The 23,607-nt window shown below is 37.7% G+C and carries 15 protein-coding genes; all 15 read right to left on the bottom strand.

What is annotated here, in order from left to right; translation table 11 throughout:
* Positions 1-190: 190 nt before the first annotated feature.
* The 15 genes from pyrD to B7C41_RS02470 all read right to left on the bottom strand — a co-directional run bounded on the left by pyrD (position 191) and on the right by B7C41_RS02470 (position 23,525).
* Complete coding sequence (gene pyrD, locus B7C41_RS02540; protein ID WP_085297177.1) at positions 191-1,201, bottom strand: quinone-dependent dihydroorotate dehydrogenase; 1,011 nt, start codon at positions 1,199-1,201, stop codon at positions 191-193.
* Positions 1,202-1,317: 116 nt separating this feature from the next.
* Entirely contained in the window at positions 1,318-6,159 is a 4,842-nt protein-coding gene (locus tag B7C41_RS02535) for an NAD-glutamate dehydrogenase (protein WP_085297176.1), read from the bottom strand.
* 247 nt (positions 6,160-6,406) lie between these two features.
* Positions 6,407-8,755, bottom strand: a complete 2,349-nt coding sequence (locus B7C41_RS02530; protein ID WP_085297175.1) for an efflux RND transporter permease subunit — start codon at positions 8,753-8,755, stop codon at positions 6,407-6,409.
* Positions 8,756-8,760: 5 nt separating this feature from the next.
* The gene (locus B7C41_RS02525; protein ID WP_085297174.1) at positions 8,761-9,762 is read right to left on the bottom strand and encodes a WD40/YVTN/BNR-like repeat-containing protein; all 1,002 of its coding nucleotides are present in this window, start codon (positions 9,760-9,762) and stop codon (positions 8,761-8,763) included.
* A 218-nt stretch (positions 9,763-9,980) separates the two neighbouring features.
* Positions 9,981-11,369: a DUF1329 domain-containing protein gene (locus B7C41_RS02520; RefSeq protein WP_085297173.1), complete on the bottom strand. Its 1,389-nt coding sequence runs from the start codon at positions 11,367-11,369 to the stop codon at positions 9,981-9,983.
* A gap of 22 nt (positions 11,370-11,391) precedes the next feature.
* Positions 11,392-13,485: a DUF1302 domain-containing protein gene (locus B7C41_RS02515; protein ID WP_085297172.1), complete on the bottom strand. Its 2,094-nt coding sequence runs from the start codon at positions 13,483-13,485 to the stop codon at positions 11,392-11,394.
* A gap of 307 nt (positions 13,486-13,792) precedes the next feature.
* Positions 13,793-14,008 (bottom strand): DUF2835 domain-containing protein, encoded by a 216-nt coding sequence (locus B7C41_RS02510; protein WP_085297171.1) that lies wholly within the window; start codon positions 14,006-14,008, stop codon positions 13,793-13,795.
* Positions 14,009-14,017: 9 nt separating this feature from the next.
* The gene (gene pepN, locus B7C41_RS02505; protein ID WP_085297170.1) at positions 14,018-16,573 is read right to left on the bottom strand and encodes an aminopeptidase N; all 2,556 of its coding nucleotides are present in this window, start codon (positions 16,571-16,573) and stop codon (positions 14,018-14,020) included.
* A gap of 112 nt (positions 16,574-16,685) precedes the next feature.
* Positions 16,686-18,143 carry a Na+/H+ antiporter NhaC gene (gene nhaC / locus B7C41_RS02500; protein ID WP_085297169.1) on the bottom strand — a complete coding sequence of 486 codons (1,458 nt, stop codon included), beginning with the start codon at positions 18,141-18,143 and terminating at the stop codon, positions 16,686-16,688.
* A 242-nt stretch (positions 18,144-18,385) separates the two neighbouring features.
* The gene (gene prc, locus B7C41_RS02495; protein ID WP_085297168.1) at positions 18,386-20,422 is read right to left on the bottom strand and encodes a carboxy terminal-processing peptidase; all 2,037 of its coding nucleotides are present in this window, start codon (positions 20,420-20,422) and stop codon (positions 18,386-18,388) included.
* A 15-nt stretch (positions 20,423-20,437) separates the two neighbouring features.
* Entirely contained in the window at positions 20,438-21,163 is a 726-nt protein-coding gene (gene proQ / locus B7C41_RS02490) for an RNA chaperone ProQ (RefSeq protein WP_085297167.1), read from the bottom strand.
* 21 nt (positions 21,164-21,184) lie between these two features.
* Positions 21,185-21,472 (bottom strand): hypothetical protein, encoded by a 288-nt coding sequence (locus B7C41_RS02485; RefSeq protein WP_085297166.1) that lies wholly within the window; start codon positions 21,470-21,472, stop codon positions 21,185-21,187.
* On the bottom strand, positions 21,472-21,948 hold the full coding sequence (locus tag B7C41_RS02480; RefSeq protein ID WP_085297165.1) for a GAF domain-containing protein: 477 nt from the start codon (positions 21,946-21,948) through the stop codon (positions 21,472-21,474). The genes B7C41_RS02485 and B7C41_RS02480 overlap by 1 nt, the downstream gene beginning before the upstream one ends.
* A gap of 94 nt (positions 21,949-22,042) precedes the next feature.
* Complete coding sequence (locus B7C41_RS02475; protein ID WP_085297164.1) at positions 22,043-22,837, bottom strand: SIMPL domain-containing protein; 795 nt, start codon at positions 22,835-22,837, stop codon at positions 22,043-22,045.
* A gap of 40 nt (positions 22,838-22,877) precedes the next feature.
* Positions 22,878-23,525, bottom strand: coding sequence for a DUF2057 family protein (locus B7C41_RS02470; protein ID WP_085297163.1), 648 nt, complete (start codon positions 23,523-23,525; stop codon positions 22,878-22,880).
* Positions 23,526-23,607: the final 82 nt, after the last annotated feature.

The raw sequence follows: 23,607 nt of genomic DNA, 5'->3' as shown, positions 1-23,607 counted from the left end.
TCCAGTGCATCCATGCACCCGCGACATACCGTACATCCTGTACATACACGCTCCAGTGCATCCATGCACCCGCGACATACCGTACATCCTGTACATAAAAAACGGTAATCACTAAATATGACTACCGTTTTTATTTATTTAAAGCTTACTAGTCGATGTGTAACTAAGTGTAAAATTTTATACAAGGCTCTTATAAAGATTTTACAATATCTTGAACTAGTTCAGGCCCTTGGTAAATAAAACCGGTGTAAACTTGTACTAATTTAGCCCCTGCAGCAATTTTTTCTTGCGCATCTTTACCAGAAGCAATACCGCCAACACCAATAATTGGCAGTTTGTTATCTAATGCTGTGGCAAGTAATTGAATAACCTTAGTACTTTGCTCTTTCACCGGCGCACCACTTAAACCACCTTGCTCGTCACCAAACCGTAAATGAGCAACTTTATCACGTGCCAACGTGGTATTCGTCGCAATAACGCCATCAATATTATTAGCAATTAAACATTCTGCAATAGAGCTAACCTCTTCTGCGGTCAAGTCTGGAGCAATTTTTACAGCAACGGGAACATATTTACCATGTTGCTCAGCTAAAGAGGTCTGCTCAGCTTTTAATGCTGACAATAGTTCGTTTAACGCCTCACCATACTGTAATGAGCGTAAGCCTGGGGTATTAGGTGATGAGATATTTACGGTAATGTACGTCGCATGGTCATAAACTTTGCGCATACAGTGAATATAATCATCTTTGGCATCTTCATCAGGCGTATCTTTATTTTTACCAATATTAATCCCCAATACACCATTAAATTTCGCTTTGATGACTTGATCAACTAAGTAATCAACACCCTTATTATTAAAACCCATACGATTAATAATGGCATTAGCTTCTGGTAATCTGAATATTCGCGGCTTTTCATTTCCTGGTTGTGGCCGTGGCGTTACCGTGCCCACTTCAACAAAACCAAAGCCCATTGCTTCAAAGGCTTTAATACATTCGCCGTTTTTGTCGAGCCCTGCAGCTAGGCCAACAGGGTTAGGAAATTTAATTCCCATAATTTCTACTGGTTTGTTAGGTACGTTTTGTTTGTAAAGTAAATTAAGTGGTGTTGCTCCCGTCGCTTTAAAGCTTTTTACCGTTAACTCATGAATAGCTTCAGGATCGAATTTGAAAAATACTTTACGTATAGCTGAGTAAAACATAATACCTCTTTAACTAAGTTTAAATACCGTGCTACCCACGCGTTATAACTAAATCGCAATGGCCAGCACATTTTTACGACAAAAAAATCCCCGCTCATTGGCGGGGATCTTAACACCTATTCTACGGTGTCGCAGTGTAAGCTTAATAACATTAACTCTCTGAGTGCAACAGAGAACTTTGCAAACTCATGAGTTTGACCAATTCTAAAATCAGCCAAAATATGCTGCCAACGCTCTAGCGGCTGAGTACTAGCGGCGAACCAATTCTCCAGCATTTCGTTTACATCGGTAGAGTTTTTATTACTACCTAAAATAACTAAAGTCAGTGAGCGTTGTTGCCAATCAAGCTCTTCTCTAAAGGAAGCTCTGGCAAGCGCTTGCCAATGGTTCGATACTGGCTGAGACGTTATTTGATCTAAGAACCAATGTAAGTCTAGTTTTGCACCAAGTTGGAAGTAAAGCTCAGTGACTAACTCGATAGAATGGTTATCAGACTGAGCAATCTCAGCTAGATCCATTGCAGAGAATAAAGTACTTAGTAGTGAAATCCTCAACGCCACTGATGCCGGAGCACCTGCTTTGATAAGATCATCTTCAACACGTTTTAGCTGTGCTGCTTCTTCGTCAACCATAAATTTCGTAATGTTGCTCGACAATGCGGCAAAAGTACCATGGTAAAACTCAATTGACTGAGCAATATTAAGCGCTTTGTTACGGTGACGTAAGAACCAACGTGTTGCACGACGAACTGTACGACGTAATTGGAATAACATCTCTGTTTGAATTGACGTAGATATTTTATTATCTAAGTCACTAATTTGAGTCCAAATATCAGATAATTCAAAAACCGCACAAGACATTGAATAGCAAGTGGTAATTTCAGCGGTTGTGGCGCCAGTTTCTTCTTTCATACGGTTGACAAAGTTAAAGCCCATATCGTTGCCAATATTATTAGCTAATTTAGTAGCAATAATTTCTGCACGTAGTGGGTGATCTTGCATCTGCTCAGTGTACTTATCTTGCAACTGCTGAGGAAAAGCTTCAATTAATAAACTTTGATAATACTCATTGTCGGTAATTTCAGGACAAACGAGTTCTTCTTTCAAAACCATTTTACTATAAGCAAGTAGCACGGAAAGCTCAGGACGAGTTAAGCCTTTGCCTGATGCTAAACGCTCAGCAATCTCTTCATCACTTGGAATAAATTCTAACGTTCTATCTAACTGACCAGAACGCTCCAAAGCAGTAATAAAGCGTGCTTGTTCTTTAAGCTGACTACCACCACGTAGCTCAGTAATAGAAAGTGAATGTGTTTGACGGTAACAATCATCAATTACAATATCACCAACTTCATCGGTCATATCATAAAGAATTTTATTACGTTGCTTAACAGTTAAATCCCCACTGCGAACTAAACCATTCAACAATATTTTAATGTTAACTTCATTATCCGAACAATCAACACCACCCGCGTTATCTACTGCATCAGTATTAATTCGACCACCTTTAGCGCCAAATTCAATACGACCCATTTGTGTTAAGCCTAAATTACCACCTTCACCAACAACTTTAGCGTTTAACTCAGCACCGTTAATACGTAACGCATCGTTTGCTCTGTCGCCTACTTCAAGGTGAGATTCTTTAGAGCCTTTAACATAAGTACCAATACCGCCGTTCCATAACAGATCGACTTGCATTTTTAATAGTGCTTGCATTAAATCAATGGGGGACATGCTTTGTTTTTGCGTGCCAATCATTTTTTTGATTTGTGGCGTCAGTTTAATTGATTTTGCATGGCGGCTAAAAATAGCACCACCTTCAGAAATTAGCGCTTTATTGTAATCTTCCCACGTACAGCCTGGTAAATTAAATAAACGCTCACGTTCTACGTACGAACTTGCAGCATCTGGATTTGGGTCAATAAAGATATGCATATGGTTAAATGCAGCTTGTAAACGAATATGCTTTGATAGCAACATGCCATTACCAAAGACATCACCCGCCATATCGCCAATAGCAATACAAGTAAAGTCAGTTGTTTGACAATCAATATCCATTTCACGAAAATGGCGTTTCACTGACTCCCAAGCACCTTTTGCGGTAATGCCCATGGCTTTATGGTCATAGCCCACACTGCCACCTGAAGCAAAGGCATCACCCATCCAGAAGTTGTATTCTTCTGAAATAGCATTTGCAACATCTGAAAAAGTAGCGGTACCTTTATCGGCTGCTACAACTAGGTAGGCGTCATCTTCATCTAAACGAACAACGTTTTCTGGTGGCACAATTTCACCGTCAACAATGTTATCAGTGATATCTAATAAGCCACGAATAAAGGTTCTATAACACTCTTTACCTGCTTCGAAAATTTCATTTCTATCACCTTTAGGTAATTGTTTACAAACAAAGCCACCTTTAGCGCCAACCGGAACAATAACAGTATTTTTAACTTGTTGCGCTTTAACTAAGCCAAGTACCTCTGTTCTGAAATCTTCACGACGGTCAGACCAACGTAAGCCACCACGCGCAACTTTACCACCACGTAAATGCACGCCTTCTACTTGCGGAGAATAAACAAAGATTTCAAATGCCGGTACAGGCAATGGCACATCAGCAATTTGTGAAGGCAATATTTTAAAAGAAATATATGACTTCTCTCCGGTTACTGGATGCGGTTGGAAATAGTTAGTACGAATAGTGGCATTGATCATTTCAACAAAACGGCGAATAATGCGATCATCGTCTAGGTTAGCGACCTTGTCTAGTGACGTTTCAATACTCGCTAATAATTTCTCAATTACTTTCTCACCAGTTTTTACCTTCGGAGAGAAGCGCTTATTAAATAATGTAATAAGCAGCTCAGCAATACTTGGGTAACGAGCAAAAGTATCTTCGATATAACTTTGACTGAATGTACCACCAATTTGACGCTCATATTTTGAGAATGCACGTAAAATTGATACTTCACGGCCACCAAGCTCAGCCCCTAAAATTAGACGGTTAAAACCATCATCTTCTAACTTCCCGGCCCAAACTTTAGCAAAAGCGTCTTGGAATAAACTTTGCACAACTTCAAGATTAAATTTGCCAGTACCTGTTAGTAACATTGAGAAGTCTAAAATCCAGCAAACCTCACCACTTAATGTTCTAATCGCATACGGGCTTTCACCAATAACACGTAAACCAAAGTTTTCTAACATTGGTAAAACATCAGATAAATGTAATGGTTCACCAGCATGGAACAATTTCAATTTAACGAAACGGCTATCTGCATCTTCTTCTTGTGGTTGGTAGAACAACATTTCAAGTTGATTATCAGCAGTCAAAGCTTCTAATTTTTCAATATCAACAATGGCTGTACCCGGTAAAACTTCATCTTTATAAGCTTGAGGAAAGCTAGCGTACTTACGGCTTAATGCTTTACCTTTTGCTTCACCTTTATGCGAATTTAACGCATTGGCTAAATTATCATCCCAACTACGTGCGGCATGATTCAAATTCTTTTCAATTTCTTTCACATTAATGTCTGCTTTTGTCGAGTTAACTCTTACTATATAGTGCGTTCGTGCTTGCGCAGATTCTGAGAAATAAGTCGTAAACTCTACTTCCTCTGTACTTCCTAACGCTTCTTGTAGTAGTTTTTGCGTATTAATACGTAAAGCCGTGTTATAACGCTCACGCGGCACATATACCATACAAGAATAAAAACGGTTAAAAGAATCCCGGCGCATAAATAGGCCCGAATAATCACGTTCTTGCATTTGGAAAATACCCATCACATTATGCAATAGTTCAGCTGGTGAGCTTTGTAAAATCTCATCTCTTGGGTAAGTTTCAAGAATATTGATTAGTGCTTTATACGCATGTGTGCCTTTAGCATAACCAGAGTCATTACAAACACCGGCTACCTTTGATTTAATCAATGGTAAATTTAAGGCGCTGTTGGTGTAATACGCCGAGCCAAACAAACCAACAAAGCGCTCTTCACCAATAACGTTACCCTTGTCATCAAAGCGTTTTACACCGATGTAATCAAGGTGCGCTGGGCGATGTACACGAGATTTAGCATTAGTTTTAGTTAAAATAAGTAAATTATCACCTAAAGCAATTTCACGTGCAGATTCACTTAAACCAGATATTAAACGTTCTTTTGTGCCATCATATTGATTCATCAAGCCTAGACTCGACTCAACATCAGCAGATAATGCCATATCACCTTCTAAGGTTTTAACATGATATGAGCGATGACCTAACAAGGTAAAATTATCGTCTAGCATCCACTCTAGGAAACTCACACTTTCCTTTTGCTCTGCTTTTGAGCAAGGTAATTTAGCCTTTTTAGCTTCTTCAATAACACTACGCAAACGCTCTTGCATTGGTTTCCAGTCAGATACTGTCACGGCAATATCACTAACAACTGAATGTAATTCTTTCGTAATATTTTCTAGCACTGCAGCGTCGTTTTGACGGTCGATTTCTATAAAGAAAACGGTTTCTACGGATGTAGATTTAAATGAATGATCAACAGCTGCAGATAGCTGAGTAATATTTTTACTTTTATCGCGAATAATTTTAATTGGCGAATTTAACATTAGATGTGGAGTCAGGTTTAGTCGGCTTAGAGCAATACGCACAGAGTCGACTAAAAAAGGCATATCGCGCACAATAATTTCAATTATGGTATGACTTGATTTCCAACCATTTTTTGAGATTTGTGGATTAAACACTTTAATAACAGGTTTATCGTCTTGATGATCGCTCAATGTATTCCACAAGCTTAACGTTGCGCCATACATATCACTATCGTTTCTATGATCTAAATCTAAGGTTGAAATGTTGTTATAAAGCAACTCTGCAAATTGATTAACAAGAGGAGCTGTTGTCGCTGGAACTTTTTGTTGTATTAATTGTGCTACGTTCGAAAGTATCACTGAAGGTAAACCGTCTACTAACGCCATGCCTTTTTCCTTTTTGGATAAAACGCTTGAAATAATTGGAATCTTTTTAGTCTTTTTAATCAGAATAGACTATTACGGCAATTTTATTAATAAACTTAAGCGATTGCGAGTACTATTTTAGATATATTACTTTAAAAACTGTGCTTTTATGTAACTCTTTTGATTACAAATAAGTGTTTATTCATTAGTTATAAATAGAAAATGACCTTTCGGTCATTTTCTTGTTTATTTATGCATAAAATGTTTTTTAATCATTGTCAGTTTTTTTTTGCTCCGGCCAAAGAAATGCAGCTATAGCAGGTAGTACCAGTACAGCAGCAATCATATTAACCAAAAACATAAAGGTTAATAAAATCCCCATATCTACTTGAAACTTCAAATCAGAGAAAAACCAAGTTGATACACCAATAGCCAAAGTCACACCGGTAATCAACACTGCGCTGCCACGTTCTTTTAAAGCGTCAAAATACGCACTTTGCACGCTTGCGCCATTGCGTAATTTAACACTCATAGTCGAAAGGATATAAATACCATAATCGACACCAATACCCACACCTAAAGCAATTACGGGTAATGTAGATACAGTTAAGCCGATATTAAGCTCAGTCATTAACCATTGCGCTAAGGTCGAAACAACATATAGGGGCACAACAACAGCAATAGTAGCTCTTAAACTTCTAAAACTTAGTAAGCAGAGAATTATAACCGCACCATAGACATATAACATCATAGGAATTTGAGCAGCCTCTACAGCTTCATTCGTTGCTGCCATAACGCCAACAGGCCCAGAAGCTAATTTAAAGCTTAAGTCGTCGTTATCTAATTCAGCAGCAACTAATTTAGCCGCATCAACAACGCGATTAATAGTTTCTGCTTTATGGTCTTGTAAAAACAAAATAACAGGCATAACACTACAGTCATTATTTAATAAACCACTTGATGATGGCACGCGAGCAATTGATTGCACCAACGTTTGTTGATTACGTGATAATGCGCGCCACTTTGGGTTCCCTTCGTTATAGCCTGCATTCACAAGTTTTGCGATTGAAGCTAAGCTAACCGTTGACTGTACTCCTTCAATATTTTCCATGCGCCACTGAAATCTATCAATAACATCCATATGTTCATAATAAGTACAAGCATCTGCAGTAGTTTCAATAATCACAGACATATAATCGACACTGATAGCATACTTATCAGTGATCAAGAAAGTGTCTTGGTTATAGCGAGAGGTCTCGTGCAATGAGGGAGCACCTGCATGCAACTCACCTATTTTCATCTCTTGTGCTTTTTGATAACCAACGGCATAAAGTATTGCCGTGGCAATTAAGATGACCAAAGCGACTTTACGCGTGGCAAAAGCAGACATAAAATGCCATACACCATCGCCATTTTCGGCGCGAGTGTCACTTTGGCTTTTGACACTCTCATCTTTAGTATCTCTAGGGACATGGATATAAGAAACTAATAATGGTAGTAATATCAAGTTTGTTAGAATTATCATGGCAACACCAAGTGATGCCGTAATAGCCAACTCACGGATAATACCAATATCGATTGATAATAAGGTCAGAAACCCGACAGTATCAGATAATAAGGCTATACCACCAGGAACTAATAATACCCGAAAACTTAATTGTGCCGCTTCTTTGCTAGTTTTGCCATTATTAACCATTTTCGATATGGAGTTAATCATTTGAACACCATGACTGACGCCAATCGCAAAGACTAAAAATGGTACCAAAATAGACATTGGATCTAAACCAAAACCAATGGTTGATAACATGCCTAATTGCCAAACTACAGCAACCAAAGAACAAGTGATCGGTAATATCGTAAGGGCAATTGAGCGACAGAACCAAAATACCATTAAGGTAGTAATCGCAATCGCAATACCAAAAAACGTGACAACCCCTTTCGCACCTTGTGCTACATCACCAACCATTTTTGTAAAACCGATGATGTGAACTGAAATATTGCCTTGTTCGAACTCGCCACGAATATCGTTTTCAAATTGCTCAGCAAGCACGATGCTATCAAGCTTTTCACCGGTATTAGGGTCAATTTCCATTAACGATGTTTTCACCATCGAACAGCTATAATCATCTGCGACGATACTACCGACAATACCCGCTTTTTCAATATTACCTTTGACTACCGACAAACCACGTTCATCTGGCTTGAAATCGGCAGGAATTACAGGACCACCAGCAAAACCATCTTCAACAATTTCAACAAAACGGGTGCTCGGCGAAAATAAAGACTTCACCTGAATACGGTCAACGCCTGGAATAAAAAACAGTTTGTCATGCACACCTTTTAAGGCAGTAAAAAATTCTGGGTTAAATATATTACCGCTACTATCACAGACTGAAATCAAAACATTATTTGCACCACCGAAATTTGCTCGATGCTTTAAATAAGTTTTCATGTAACTATGGTTAAGCGGTATGTGCTTAGTAAATGCGGCATCAAGCTTAATTTGAGTTGCTTGAAATAGTAAAAAAACGCTAGTTAGGGCAAAAAATATCAGTACCATTAAACGGCGACGGAAAAGTGTTGCTTCGACAACATTTATAAAAAAATTCAATTTCATGAGCGTTACTTCGTTACGTTAATATTTTTGATGCCAACATCTGACACAGCGATTATTTTATTGTTAAACCAAACACCGCTAATCAAGGCTTTCCCATCTTTTTGCGGATGCTCAACAAATGTTACCCCATCATCTCGGCTTTCTAACAACACACCGTTATTGCCAAGAATAAAAATACGCTGATCATTAGTTAATATTATACTGCTCAGCAACGCAGTAACCGCACTATTACTTACCTGCCAAGAGCTATCACCTTTTGCGCTGCGAAAAATGTTACCGCGAAGCCCTGCAACAAGAGCAGTCCCGGTGTTAGTAAGACTAATATCATAAAACGAGCCAGGATATATTTCATCGAACTGTTGCCACGTAACGCCAAAATCATCGCTTTTAGCAATCAAACCGATTTCGCCAACCATATATAGATTGTCGCCATTTGCGAACATGCGGTTAAAGTGCGGTAAAATACTGCTTTGTTCATCTAAGAAGGCTACTTCATCTTCTAGTTTTAGTTCAGCTAAATATTCTTGATCTTCAGGAAAGAGGAACTCATTATGATATTCTATTGCCCAATGCTGGCCGCCATCAGTAGTGCGATAAAATAAACCATAAGCACCAATGGCAATACCATTATTTTTATCAGTAAAAAGTATATCTAATAGTGGTTTTTGCACTTGTGGTAAATATTGCTGTATTTGCCATGTTTCTCCACCATCTTTAGAGGCTAATATAGTGGCGTCATGCCCCACTGCCCAACCATGAGTTTCATCAAGAAAAAAAACTGCTGTTAGGGTTGATTGTACAGGTACATTGGCTTGTTGCCACTGCACACCGTCGACAGATAAAAGAATATGACCACGTTCACCAACGGCAACTAACTTGGATTGCGCTATATTGGTAATATCAAGTAAAAGTGACTGGCTTGCTAACGGGGCTTGTCGCGCGCTAAGCAGTTGAGCATGAACAACATTGCTACAAAGAAAAATGATTAAAATAACGAGAAGACGCATAAGTTAGGATATTAGCTCCATGAATTCTACCTTTGAGGACACGCCTCAATAAGATATCGATGTTTAGGAAAAGTTTAACGCGATAAATGCGCATCAATACCATAAATGTTTATGTCTTTTTAGCTTAGCTAAAAAATACAGTAATGAAAATTCTAATTGTTTGAAGACTTTGTAAAAAAAACGGCTAGCATTTGCCAGCCGTTTTTAAAGTGATTAGCTTATCTTCGGCCTTCACGACGCAATGCCGAAGAGGTAAAGTTTACATCCTTCAACGCTGCCGAGAAATCATACATTTTCGCTTCATTATCTAAGCCCATTGCAATATAACGACGAGACTGTAAATCATGAAAAACTTCCAGTGTTGACCATTGCGTAGGTACTTCATAGTAATTAATACCATGGGCAACACCAACACGGTATAACTCATCACGGTTATCATAAATATCTGTTACCGCAACTTGCCAGCTATCTTCATCAATATAAAAAACACGTTTCTTATAAGTATGACGGGTGTCTGATTTCAAGCTCGCTTCAACAACCCAAACACGGTGTTTTTCATAGCGTACTAAGTCAGGGTTAATATGGCCTGGTTGCAAAATTTGATCATATTTCAAGTTATCGCTATGTAAACGGTAATCATTGTAAGGGATCAGTAGTTCCTGCTTACCTTTAAGTTTCCATGTATAACGATTTGGTGCGCCGTTAAACATATCAAAATCATCTGTAGTCCTTAAACCATCCGAAGCTGTACCAGGTGCGTCATAGGCAACATTAGGTGCACGACGGACACGACGTTGACCAGTGTTATAAGTCCATGCTTGACGAGGGGTTTTTATCTGGTCCATCGTCTCATGAACTAATAATGCCGTACCAGCCAAACGAGCTGGTTCGGTAACTTTTTGCTTAAACTTAAACAAAATGTTGGTTTTTTGTAAGTCTTCAGCTTTAACGCCCTTTACACCATATGGGATCAATAGTTGATCATCAAAGCCCATATAAGTGTAGTCACCTGATGCAGTGGGTGCTGCTTGGCCCCCCTCCCGGATAATTTTTTCACCGCGATAGCGAAGAATATGATTCCAAATTGCCTCTAAGCCATCCTTTGGGATAGGGAATGGTACGCCAACTGCCGCTTCAATAATTCCATTTCCGTCCTGAACCAATTCAGATTTAGTCGCATTATCAAGTGTTGCTTGATAAACATGTTCTGGATATGAAGCTGAACGACGTGACTGATATACGTCCATTTTATAACTATCAGGGTAAGTCTCAAATAACTTGACTTGTCCCGGTGTTAATAACGCTTTATATTCTGCTAAATTTTTTGCCGTAATAGTGTAAAGAACTTTATCGCCAGTAAACGGGTCAATATGATGATCGCCAACTGTGTAACCTGCAGGAGCTGACGTAATACCCCCTGTCCATTCTGGAATTGATCCGTCTGCATTCGCAGCACGTACAGCGCCAAATGGTGTCAACTCTGTTTTCAGTTTAGCTGCTTCTTCTGTACTAATTTTCGCAGAAGCAACCGTTGACGTTAACGCTACAGTCACCGCCATTGATACCAGCGTGGCTTTTTTAAATGAATTTTTTAATAAATTTCTCATGACAATAATCCTCAAACCTGTCTTATATAGAATACTTAATGTTAAAAGACACGTAATCGCGATCTTCCAATTTATTAGTTGTTCCTACACCACCAAAAAAGCTGTTGTAGTTTATGTCTGCCGACCAACGACTTTGATAGTCAAAATTTACACCAAGCGACATTGACTTTCTATCTTCTACGAACAAAAACAATGGATCTGGAGTAATACCATTAACGTCATGTGAAAATACAATTTTTGGTGAAATATTAATTCCAGCGAAGACATTGCTATAATCTAATTTACCGACAAAGCGATAACCCCAGGCAAATGCACTTGGAAATGGGTTGCTTTCAACGCCATCTTGTATCGCAATATTTAATCCTGAACGATTATTAGAAACACCACCACTTCTATCAGTACCCGGTCCATTTAAACGTAAAACATCTTGATCAGGCATGTCGCGAATATCAATACCACCGACTTCAAGTAGTGTCGTTAATTGACCAGCACCAAATGAAGGTCCCCATAAATGAGTTAAAGTTACTTGCGCTTGTAAGGTATCAGAAAGAATAAAACCATTAGCTCTTGAGCCACCTGGGAATATATCCATCTGTGAAATTCCATTAAGATCATCACGACCTTGATCATTGGCTAACTGCTGAGGCATTGCCGCAAACAGTAATTCAACATCATCAATTTGTAATGGCTCATCTTGACGGAATGTCACTTCACCTGCTACTGATGTAGTACCAATCGCCGTGTTAAAGCTCAACGCATAAAGTTTTATATCTTCAACATAGTCGAGCTCAACACGAGAAAATGCACTCAAATTAGTATAGTTTTGCTCTGTAATCTGATTATTCACGATATAACCAAGATCACCACCTAACTCTCCGGTAGTTAGTAAATCCCCTACTAGTGCTTGTGTGGAAAAGTCAGCCGTTATACCCGAGAAAACTGGGCGTCGACTATGATAATTCATGTGATATAGACTAATTTCTGTATCATTTAATTCTGGTAAGAACCAAGATAAACGCAAACCATATTGGCCACCATCATCAGGTTCATTTTCAGCGCCAGCTTCTCTTAAAGTGACTTTTGCCGGAAAAGCACCTAAATAAGAAGATGCCGCATTGGCTAAAGAAACTGTACCATTTGCAATATCACTTCGGAATGCATTTAAATGCTGGATCATTCCATCAAGATCCATATCTGGATTGCCGGAAAAACCAAGTTGAACATTATTATACTGCCCACCATCACCAGCAAAATCATTGCTTGAAAAATAACTACCTGGTGCTGGTAATACTGTCTTTTCCCAGCTGTACTGATAAAACATTTCAACATTAAAGTTTTCAGTAACACCTAAAGAAGCCCAAACCGCCCCAAAAGGAATAAAAGCTTCTTTTAATTCAGAGCCTGGCGCTTTTAAACGAGCAACATCAATTGGATTAAGTTCACTTATGCCATGAGAAATTAAGGTGCTTTCGCCCCAACTAATCACTTGTTGCCCAACACGCACTGAAAATGGCATTTCACCAATATCAAAATCACCATAAACAAAAGCATCTAACAAGCGAATATCACGACACAGTTGATCACGCGCTTCATCGTCACGACATGGATCATTAACCTTGCCCGTACTAGGGTTAGCCCAAGCTCGGTCATTGTCCATCATTTCAAAATCATAAAAATACATGCCACGAGCAAAAAAGCCTAAATTTTCGTAACGCACGTCTAACTCATGAGAGCCTTTAATTAATTTTGAGAAGCTTTCACCAGCATCGTAATTTAAATTGCCATTGTCACCATTAGTAGAATAGCTGCCAGCACCATTCCAAACCGTCGCATTGTTTGGCGTTGGATTTGGGTTTAGGCTTGTTGCATATGGACTATATTGGCTAAAATCAAAGCCATTATTCACATTATTCGATTTACCTGTATTGTCATTCCAATTACGATTTTCCACACGCCAGCTCGAGCCTGCTGAAAATGTTGAATCGAAGCTAATATCAAACTTTCCTAATTCAAAGTTTTTTGCTTGAGCACTAGCGCCTGCCAATGTCATCATTGCGGCTGCAATACTCAAAGCCAAAGGCTTTTTATAAAAACCGTTACGAAGGTTTTGTTTCATTTGTATCTCCCCTGGTGCTATTTGCATTTTTATTTTTATAAATCCATGTAAATGGTATGAAACAATAATTACATCATTTCTACTATGAGGCAAGTGCTAAAACATCACTTAAAGCCCTTTATTTTAAAGACTTGAATGAAGTCATCTGATGAGAGGAAACCCCTGTTTTAAACTTACGTTTAAAACAGGGGTTTCTAATAAGGTGAAAGTAGCAGATCGTGAACAAAATTAACCGTCGTAATAACATCGGCGAATGATTGTAATTAAAAAATAATGGTCTGACCACTGTTTAAAGCAAAGGCTCTAATTAAGCGATTTTATCCAAAGATAAAAACTTGTTATCTCGTGTTTGTAGACAAAACTGCCCTCTTATACCACTAGAAGTTAAATAGCCTCGTAAATGCATTGCTGGAAATTCTACCCTTATGCCTTCGTTAGAAACAACAATAATACTTTGAGCTTTTCCTTGGTAATAAGGCAAATATTCCTGGCTCGTCATATTAATACCAAAATAATATTTCATTACACTACCCTAACCGGCCAATGCGGCATCTAACTTTTCTTTTAAATCTTTTGATAAGTTTTCTTGTTTAGATAAATCAACAAGTAAAGTTTTAATCATTTTTTGTCGCTTTTGATCCAATGACGAAAACTGAATTAATGGCGTGATCATTCGAGATGCTACTTGTGGGTTGATAATATTAAGTAGTTTTATTTGTTCTATTAAAAACTGATATCCACGCCCACTACTACAATGAAAATAGCGCGGATTATTCATGGTAAACGCACCAATCAATGACCGAGCTCTGTTTGGATTATTTAACGTAAATAATGGATGTTTAATTAATTTTGCCAAATTGGCATAAATAGTCTCATCACATACACTCGCTTGAATGGAAAACCATTTGTCCATAACTAATGCTGTAGAATTCCATTTCTGTTCAAAATCAGCCATCATAATGGTAAAACTCTCTGCGTTACCTTTAGCAGCACTATTTAACGCTGCTAAACTGTCAGTCATGTTGGTAGCATTTTGATATTGCTCAGCTAATAGGCTCTGTTGCGGTGCTAACGTTGTCAAATAAGACAAACAGATATTTTTTAACGCACGTTGGCCAATAGCTTTGCCATCATTAGCAAACTCTTGTTGAATATTTTGCTGATAGTGCTGTAAAAACAAAGCTTCTAGCTCAGTGGCTAAACCGAGTTTCACTTTATCAATAGCGTCTAACAATGCTATTGGATCTACTTCTTCAATGCTGTCAGCTAACTCACTAAAACTAGGTAAAGTTAACTGCTCGGCTTTAAATGCCGCAGAAGCATCGCTATGAAGTATATTTCGAACCGCATCAATCAAGTTACTTGGCAACGTTAACTCAGGCGCTGCCATAACTCGTTTAATGTAAGTTGATAATAACGTTTGACCTGCATCCCATTGACAGAATTCATCATCAGCATGGTTCATGATGGTTTCTAAGTCTTGATCAGACTGTGAAAGTTGACTTTTTACTGGCGCCGTAAAGCCTGTTAATAATGCTAATACTGGTTTGCGTGCAAAGCCTTGAAATGACCAAGTTTGCTTCTGTTCAGTTAATTGCAATAAATGCGCTGCACTTTTTTTCGATTCAACACTAATAAGCTCAATACCGATAGGGATATGCAATGCGGTGTTTTCACCGTTACTCTGCGTGATTGATATTTGATAGGTATTGCTATCAGCATCAAAGCTTTCTTCAACATTAAGCTGAGGTGTGCCCGCTTGTTCATACCAGCCTTTAAATTTCGTTAAATCGACAGCCGAGGCATCAGCCATGGCATTGATAAAATCATCACACGTCACTGCCATGCCATCAAAACGCTCAAAATAAAGGTCAATACCTTTTCTGAATTTTTCAGCTCCTAATAGCGTATGGATCATACGAATAACTTCTGCGCCCTTTTCATATACAGTTAAGGTGTAAAAATTGTTCATTTCCAAGACTTTCTCTGGCCGTATTGGATGAGCCATTGGTCCGGCATCTTCCGCAAACTGCATCGAACGTAATACTCGAACATTTTGAATACGAGTAACAACAGCAGAATGCATGTCAGCACTAAACTGTTGGTCACGAAAAACCGTTAATCCTTCTTTTAAGCTCAATTGAAACCAATCTCGGCAAGTTACTCGGTTACCTGTCCAGTTATGAAAATACTCATGAGCAATAACCGCTTCGACATTAAAGTAGTCGGTATCAGTAGCGCTTTTTTCATCCGCTAAAACAAACTTGCTATTAAATACATTTAGCCCTTTATTTTCCATTGCGCCCATATTAAAAAAGTCGACAGCGACAATCATATAAATATCGAGGTCATACTCTAGACCAAAGGTTTCTTCGTCCCATGCCATAGAATGCTTTAACGACGCCATCGCATGATGAGCTTTATCAAGGTTACCTTTATCAACAAATATTTCTAAAGCAACATTTCGTGCTGAACAAGTACGAAAACTATCCGTTAATACATCAAAATCACCTGCAACGAGAGCAAATAGGTAGCTAGGTTTCGGAAATGGGTCATGCCATTGAACAAAGTGCTGACCATTGGCTAAATCGCCTGCTGCCACTTTATTGCCATTAGATAATAAGTAAGGGAATTTTGCTTTATCAGCAATAACTTTAGTGGTGAACGTTGCCATAACATCAGGACGATCAAGGTAGTAGCTTATACGTCTAAAACCTTCTGCTTCACATTGCGTGCAATAGGCATCACCTGACTTAAACAAGCCTTCAAGTGCCGTATTTTCAATAGGATTTAACTCAGTCACTATTTCTAATAAGAATTCAGCATCAGCTACATTGATGGTAAGTGACATATCATTGACTTGATAATCATCATCACTTAATAGTGCTTTATTCAACGAAACTGATAATAACTTTAAATGCTCACCATCTAAAATTAAAGGTGCATCGCTGGGTTGTTTTTTCGAGATCTGCATCCGATTAATAACACGAGTTTTGTGCTCGTTAAGCTCAAAGGTTAATTCAACCGTGGAAATAGAAAAATTTGATTCGCTGTAGTCAGCCAAATAGCGTGGGGTAAAATCACTCATGAAAATCCTTAACAAGGTACTTTTATTATTATTGCAACAGAACAGCAATAATAGAAATTAAAAAGCCTGTGGTAAACAGGCTTTATGAATATTTATTAATTTTGAAAATATTTTAGTTATTTGTCACTATTTTTTTAATTTTAAAGCCCATATAACCGTAAACAATCGCTATTACCGGATTGATCAGGTTAAAAAAACAGTAAAATATGTAGTCATAGGATGTTAATGCTAAAGCACCAAACATAAATGCACCACAGGTGTTCCAAGGAATTAATGGCGATGTTATGGTACCAGAATCTTCCAGTGTTCTACTTAAAAGAACAGGGTGTAACCCTCGTTTTTCATATTCTTCTTTATACATACGACCAGGCATAACTATCGCCATATATTGATCGGCTGTAATTAAGTTTGTGCCGATACAAGTAGCAGCAGTACTTGCTATTAAACTACCTGTTGATTTAGCTGCTGCTAGAATTGACTCAACGAATTTTTTTAGCATACCTAAGTGCTCTAACATCGCACCAAAACTCAATGCGCTGATCACAAGCCAAATAGTATTTAGCATACCTGACATCCCACCTCGACTAAGTAATTCGTCAATTTCTGGATTACCAGTTTCTACAACAACGCCATCAAAAAACGCTGTCCAAACAACCATAATAATTGCTTGTGTTGACTCTGCACCGTCTTTAACCATGGTAAGAATTAGTTCTTGTTGAAAAGCTACAGCCCATATTGCACCGATAATAGCGCCAATTGCGACAGCTGGCAACGCAGGCATTTTCTTATAAGCTAGCATAAGCAAGATTAGCAATGGAATTAAGTTTAATACAGATATATTGTATGTATCTTCTAACGTATTTGTTAACAATAAGATGCTATCCGTATTACCGACTTCGGTTGATGAATGATCAAAGCCAATTATAAGAAACAAAATCAGTGCGATAGTAATCGATGGAATTGTCGTCCATAACATATAGCGAATATGCTCAAATAGCTCACTACCAGCTACAGCAGGTGCTAAGTTAGTTGTTTCTGATAATGGTGATAATTTATCACCAAAGTAAGCTCCTGAAATCACCGCACCGGCCGTAACCGAAGCAGATAACTCAAACCCTCCAGATATTCCAATAAAAGCAACACCAACAGTAGCAGCCGTAGTCCACGAACTCCCAATGCTCATAGCAACAATACCGCATACCATACAAGCAGCCGCATAAAACCAGCTCGGGTCTATAACCTTTAAACCATAGTAGACCATTGTTGGTACTGTACCCGATAAGAGCCAAGTACCAATCAACGAGCCTACTGCTAACAAAATAAGAATTGCGCCTAGTGAAATTGATATCCCATGAACTATCGCTTTTTCCATTTCATGCCAAGTATGCCCATTTTTCAGCCCGATAATCGCCGCAACACCAGTTGCTAATAACAAAGCAATTTGGTTAGGACCCGAAGAAGAACTATCACCAAAAAAAGTAACCGCTGCCACTAATAAAAAAATCAGAACAAAAATTGGAATGAGTGAATCCAACATTGAAGGTTGTCGAATGGTTTGAGTTTCAGACATAGAGAAATTTACACCTTATTATCTTAGTTATTATAGTTATGATGTTTTTCGTGTTAGTTAACATGCCGACTGTTGACAAATTGTGCAAGTTTTATCTTTAGAGCAACAACTAAGTAGCCTTTATTTACAAGGCATACAAGAATAATTATGCAAAAATTGTAATTAAAAATTATCGACAATTTTATAATTAACACAATAAAAAACCACCCTTGGGTGGTTCTTATTAATTAGTTCAAATTAATTTATTTTTTTGCTACTTTACCTAGTGAAACTAAATCAAAAGTAATTTTAGCTGTTTCATCTAGAAATGGATCTAGTGCTTCCAAATCTTCTGGTAAATTATCTAGATCGGCTACTTTTTCTTTACCCATTAAGGTCAAACGTTCATTAGCACGAGCTAATTGTTTCGTTTTACGTTCTTCCCTTTTAGCTTTTCTTTTTGCTAGGTTAAGCGAAATCGTTTTATCATCTTTCTCTGCTTTATATTCTTCGATATCTGATAGCAAATAATTAAACTCTTGATTTTCTACAACACGAGAGCTATGTAAAGAGTTTAGATAGTTTAAATCTTGGCTAATATCATTAAGTTTATTATAGCGAGCTTTTGGTATTTGATCCCACGGCAAAGCATTCTCTTCTTTACTTTCGCCCCAGTCAGCAGGATCTACAGCTGATGGAAATTCAATATCAGGTAATACGCCGCGATGTTGAGTACTGCCACCATTAATGCGATAAAATTTTGCGATCGTAAACTGAATACTACCAAACGGGTTTTCATACAAATCATAGACACGACCTAAACCACGATGTTGTTGAACAGTGCCTTTACCAAACGTATGTTCACCAACGATAACGCCACGTCCATAATCTTGAATCGCCGCCGAAAATATTTCTGACGCAGAAGCACTATAGCGATCAACCATTACCGTTAACGGTCCTTCGTAAAAGCTAACGCCGTCTTTATCACTGTTTACTTGTACTCGGTTTGCGCCATCACGCACCTGAACTACAGGACCTTTATCGATAAACAAACCTGTTAACAGTGTCGCTTCTGTTAATGAACCACCACCATTCCCACGTAAATCAACAATAATGCCTTCAACGTTTTCTTCTTTAAGTTTAGCGATTTCTAATTTAACATCACGTGAAAGGTTATTGTAAAAACTAGGAATAGTAATCACACCTAACTTCTTACTATTCTCATCACCCTTCTTGTCGAAATAAACTTCAGATTTAGCAGCACGGTCTTCAAGTTTAATCGTGTCACGAACAATCGAAACTATCTTAATGCTGCTGTCGTCTTCAGACTCTGCACCTAGTATTTGTAAACGAACTTTACTGCCTTTTGGACCTTTAATAAGTTCTACTACATCATCAAGGCGCCAGCCAATAACATCAACAAAGTCTTTTTCATCTTGTGAAACGCCAACAATACGATCTTTGGGCTTTAATTCATTTGATTTATCAGCAGGTCCACCGGAAACTACACTTTGAATAACAGTATAATCTTCTTCAGCACGTAGTACTGCACCAATACCTTCTAATGATAAATTCATTTCCATTTGGAAACGTTCAGCATTACGTGGCGATAAATACGAAGTATGAGGCTCAACAACACGGGCAAAACTGTTCATCACAACTTGAAATACATCTTCACTTTCACTTTGCTTTAAGCGTTTAATAGCATAACGATAACGTTTACCAAGTACTTCTTGAATTTTAGGCCACTCTTTACCTGCTAAGGTTAAGTTCAGCGCATCATATTTAACTTTTTGGCGCCATAATTTATTTAACTCATCGACAGATACAGCACGCTCAGCATCTTCTCGGTCAAAATTATATGACTCTTCAAGTTCGAAATTAAATGGGTCTTTGTTTTCTAATAGACTTAATGCAAATTCATAACGCTCCAAGCGACGTTGTAAATTCAGATTATAAATTTTATAGGCAATATCTAATTTACCGCGAGCAATAACGGTATCAAAATCATCACGATACTGTTCAAAGCCTTGAACGTCAGCAGCAAGAAATACATTACGTGCATAATCAAGCTGTTTAATATAACGATCAAAAATTTGTTCTGATAAACTATCGTCTATCTTAATTTTTTTGTAATGCGCACGCGTAAATTGTGCCGTAATTCGCTTTGTAGATGTTGCATGCTGGCTCTCAGGAGCCAGTATAGGAAGCGTTAAATTTTCTTCCTTGGTTTCGGCAAAAGCCATCAAACCGGAAATTGATAATGACACTGCAATAGCTATACGACAAAATTTATGCATACACATACTCCAAATTTATTCAGTAAATATATTTTTAACTTGTGTTTTGACAACCATACCAGAATTTAATTGCACACTAACATCATTACCTGAAACTTCGGTAATCACAGCATCCATTGATGACTGTCCAAGCTGTACTTTAATATGCTTGCCAACAACAACATTACTTGTTTCGACAGGCTTAAGTTTAACAACGGCTTTCGGTGCACGTTTAGCTGATTTAACCGCATTAAACTTTTCTTTACGACTATTATCTGTAGAGTCTTTCTTTACAGGTTTAGTTCCCTTATTAGCATTACCTTTATAAGGTTTTTTCGCAATTTTGTCTTTAGTGTTTTTGTTACCAAATTTTTCTTGGCTTTCTTTTAAGGTTTTGCTCGCATAATCAGCTTGTTCCTGATCTATTTCCGCAGAGTCATTACCGTCAATATCAATTCGAAAACTTCCTAATTTAATCGCTTTCAAATAACGCCAGCTGCTGGTGTAGTGTCTTAACGCTTGACGTAAACGTGTTTTACTCACCGTTTCGTCTTCGGCTAATTTTTCAGCAAGATCTTGAAAAATACCAATTTTAAGTGGTTTTGCATGACCTTCTGTTGAAAAGCAAGCCGGAAATTTCTCAGCTAAATAAGCGATAATTTCCTTCGTACTAATACGCTTAACTTCAACTTCAGCACTTTCTGTTGTTTCTACAGGTGCTTGTGCGGCGATTTTTACTTCACTTTCTGTTTTAGATTCCATAAATACAACTTTTAAAAATTTTTAATTTTGCTCTGAAAGATATTGCTCTCGATTTTCCAACAAATGTCGGCACCAATCATATATATCTTCACTTTCAATTTCAGCTAAGGCTTCTTGCCCTATCCACGTATCCCACACCAAAGCAAGCAATTGCTCTAAGATCTCTGGCGCAATATCTTCTTCAGCTAAGTCATAAACGGTATGATAAATTTCGTTAATACGCTCAGCAACAACTTCTTCTTGACCATCCCAGTCACCAACGACGGCTTCTGAAACTAAATAGTCATGAATGACAACAATCTCTTTCATTAGTTTACCACGCCATGCTTGATCATGGTATTTTCAAATAAACTAATTATCTTTTCTAAGCCTACTTGGTCATCACTATCAAAGCGATTAAATGCAGTACTGTCAATGTCAAGTACTGCCATCACTTTACCATTTAATGTTAATGGAATAACTATTTCTGCATTACTAGTCGCATCACAAGCAATATGACCATCAAACGCATGCACATCATCAATACGTTGAGTAACATTATCACTTACCGCTGTACCACAAACCCCTCGACCAATAGGTATACGAATACAGGCGACTTTACCTTGAAATGGTCCAAGTACCAGTTCATTATCGACCAAACGATAGAAACCTACCCAATTAACTTGTGTTAATTGCTCAAATAATAGAGCACTCACATTTGCCATATTGGCAATGACGTCAGGCTCATCGCTGATTAATGCTTCTACTTGAGTGTATAATTCTTGATAAAAGGTATTTTTAGTCATTAATAATACTGCCAAAGATAAAAACGCATAACATACCTTGATAGTACAATAAATTAAAGTGCTATCGACAGCAATTCATCATTATATAACGAATTTATCGCGGTTTAATCGAAAATAGTACTTTCACTTGTGCATTTACCGTCCGTTCGTCGCTTTGTAGTTCATTATTTCTATGGTTTTTCAGTTTATCTGCATTGCCATTAAAATAATTTTTATCAACAGTCATTTCTTGCACAGCAATGACCCCTGCTAAGGAAATATCAAGATGATTAACCATCTTCTTAGCTTTAAATTTAGCATCGGCCAAGGCATTATTGAGCGCTTGCTGGTAAAGCAGTTGATATTCTGCATGAGAAATATCCATAGTATTAACGTCATTCACGCCAATTTTCATTAGATAATCGATTAAACGTTGATAAGCATTAATGTCATTAACACTAACAATCATGCGTTGGCTTCCTGTTATAACAACGATACTAGTATGGTGTTTATTCTGCCGGTTATCTAATTTAGGGTTTAGCTTAGTATTAATTTTCACAGGTCGTTCATTAGGTAGTCGAGTGAGAAATTCAACATCATCAATAGTGCTACTTAGGGCAGGATAAGTAACTTTTAATACAACTGAATTCGTCGCCTCTATGTTAATGTTACTTCCATGTTTACCGGCAAACTGCCTAATTAATTTTATCTTTTGTTCGACGTCTTGCCCTATTTTTACCGCACTAACACCACGTTCATTGACTAGAATATCAAGTGAATGAGTGGTTGTTTGTAGCTCTACTTGCCCAGAGCCTATGACTTCGATTCCATTTTCGGGCAATTGCTGTTGAAAACCCCCACCATAAACCATTGAATTAAATAGAAATAATAAAACAATATATAAACGCATAATTCACTCCTATTTGTTCGCTTTCAAGGTTTGTAAACAGCTATTGCTGTGCCGAAATATAATGGAGAAAAGCTTCTTTCTCAGCTTTATTAGCTTTGTTCCATAAGCACTTTAATCGCTCAATGCTTGATACTTTATGTGCTTGCTGCCTATTATCAGAACATTTTTCCTTGAGCATATTATGCTTATTTATTGTTTGGCTATTCGCAATAACACTCTCATTTAACTTTGCTGATTTATTATTATGGGTCAGCTTTACAAACTGACCTTGTGCATTAAATTTGATTAATGATTGGTTAACACTAGCAATTTCTTTTCCACTTTCCATTAATAATTTAACTTTAGGATTTTTAGCAAACGCTTTTGCTTGGCTCAACTCCTCTATCCTAGGGGTAACGGCCATAATTTTATTTTTAGCATTCAATAATTCATTTAAGGTAAATAAGACAACAAATGGCTTAGACTTAACTTTTGTATGATCATCGTCACCTTCAAATAAATCTTGGTACTTTAGTACGACAACTTGATTTCCAGTAGAGAATTCAATCTGGGTTTCACGAGCAAAAAAATGGCTTGATTGCTCAATACCATTAACGCTGAGTACAGTAATATTTTCAGGAAAAATGATGACATTGGCACTAACGTTAAATGACATTAAACAAATCAAAAATAAAAGTATTGAACGCATATGAGGCCTTAATTAAATTTTTAATAAATATATTCAAGCCAAATAGACTTAAAATCGCTTAGAATGTTTCTATAATAATGGC

The organism is Cognaticolwellia mytili, assembly GCF_002104475.1.
In the GTDB taxonomy this organism is placed as follows: Bacteria; Pseudomonadota; Gammaproteobacteria; order Enterobacterales; family Alteromonadaceae; genus Cognaticolwellia; species Cognaticolwellia mytili.
This window is presented reverse-complemented; position numbering and strand designations above follow the sequence as displayed.

Coding starts and splice junctions, on each gene's coding strand:
- B7C41_RS02535 (WP_085297176.1), bottom strand. CDS start 6,159: ATGGCGTTAGTAGACGGTTTACCTTCAGTGATACTTTCGAACGTAGCA.
- B7C41_RS02475 (WP_085297164.1), bottom strand. CDS start 22,837: ATGCGTTTATATATTGTTTTATTATTTCTATTTAATTCAATGGTTTAT.
- B7C41_RS02530 (WP_085297175.1), bottom strand. CDS start 8,755: ATGAAATTGAATTTTTTTATAAATGTTGTCGAAGCAACACTTTTCCGT.
- B7C41_RS02510 (WP_085297171.1), bottom strand. CDS start 14,008: ATGAAATATTATTTTGGTATTAATATGACGAGCCAGGAATATTTGCCT.
- B7C41_RS02525 (WP_085297174.1), bottom strand. CDS start 9,762: ATGCGTCTTCTCGTTATTTTAATCATTTTTCTTTGTAGCAATGTTGTT.
- B7C41_RS02485 (WP_085297166.1), bottom strand. CDS start 21,472: ATGAAAGAGATTGTTGTCATTCATGACTATTTAGTTTCAGAAGCCGTC.
- prc (WP_085297168.1), bottom strand. CDS start 20,422: ATGCATAAATTTTGTCGTATAGCTATTGCAGTGTCATTATCAATTTCC.
- pepN (WP_085297170.1), bottom strand. CDS start 16,573: ATGAGTGATTTTACCCCACGCTATTTGGCTGACTACAGCGAATCAAAT.
- nhaC (WP_085297169.1), bottom strand. CDS start 18,143: ATGTCTGAAACTCAAACCATTCGACAACCTTCAATGTTGGATTCACTC.
- B7C41_RS02480 (WP_085297165.1), bottom strand. CDS start 21,948: ATGACTAAAAATACCTTTTATCAAGAATTATACACTCAAGTAGAAGCA.
- B7C41_RS02470 (WP_085297163.1), bottom strand. CDS start 23,525: ATGCGTTCAATACTTTTATTTTTGATTTGTTTAATGTCATTTAACGTT.
- B7C41_RS02515 (WP_085297172.1), bottom strand. CDS start 13,485: ATGAAACAAAACCTTCGTAACGGTTTTTATAAAAAGCCTTTGGCTTTG.
- proQ (WP_085297167.1), bottom strand. CDS start 21,163: ATGGAATCTAAAACAGAAAGTGAAGTAAAAATCGCCGCACAAGCACCT.
- pyrD (WP_085297177.1), bottom strand. CDS start 1,201: ATGTTTTACTCAGCTATACGTAAAGTATTTTTCAAATTCGATCCTGAA.
- B7C41_RS02520 (WP_085297173.1), bottom strand. CDS start 11,369: ATGAGAAATTTATTAAAAAATTCATTTAAAAAAGCCACGCTGGTATCA.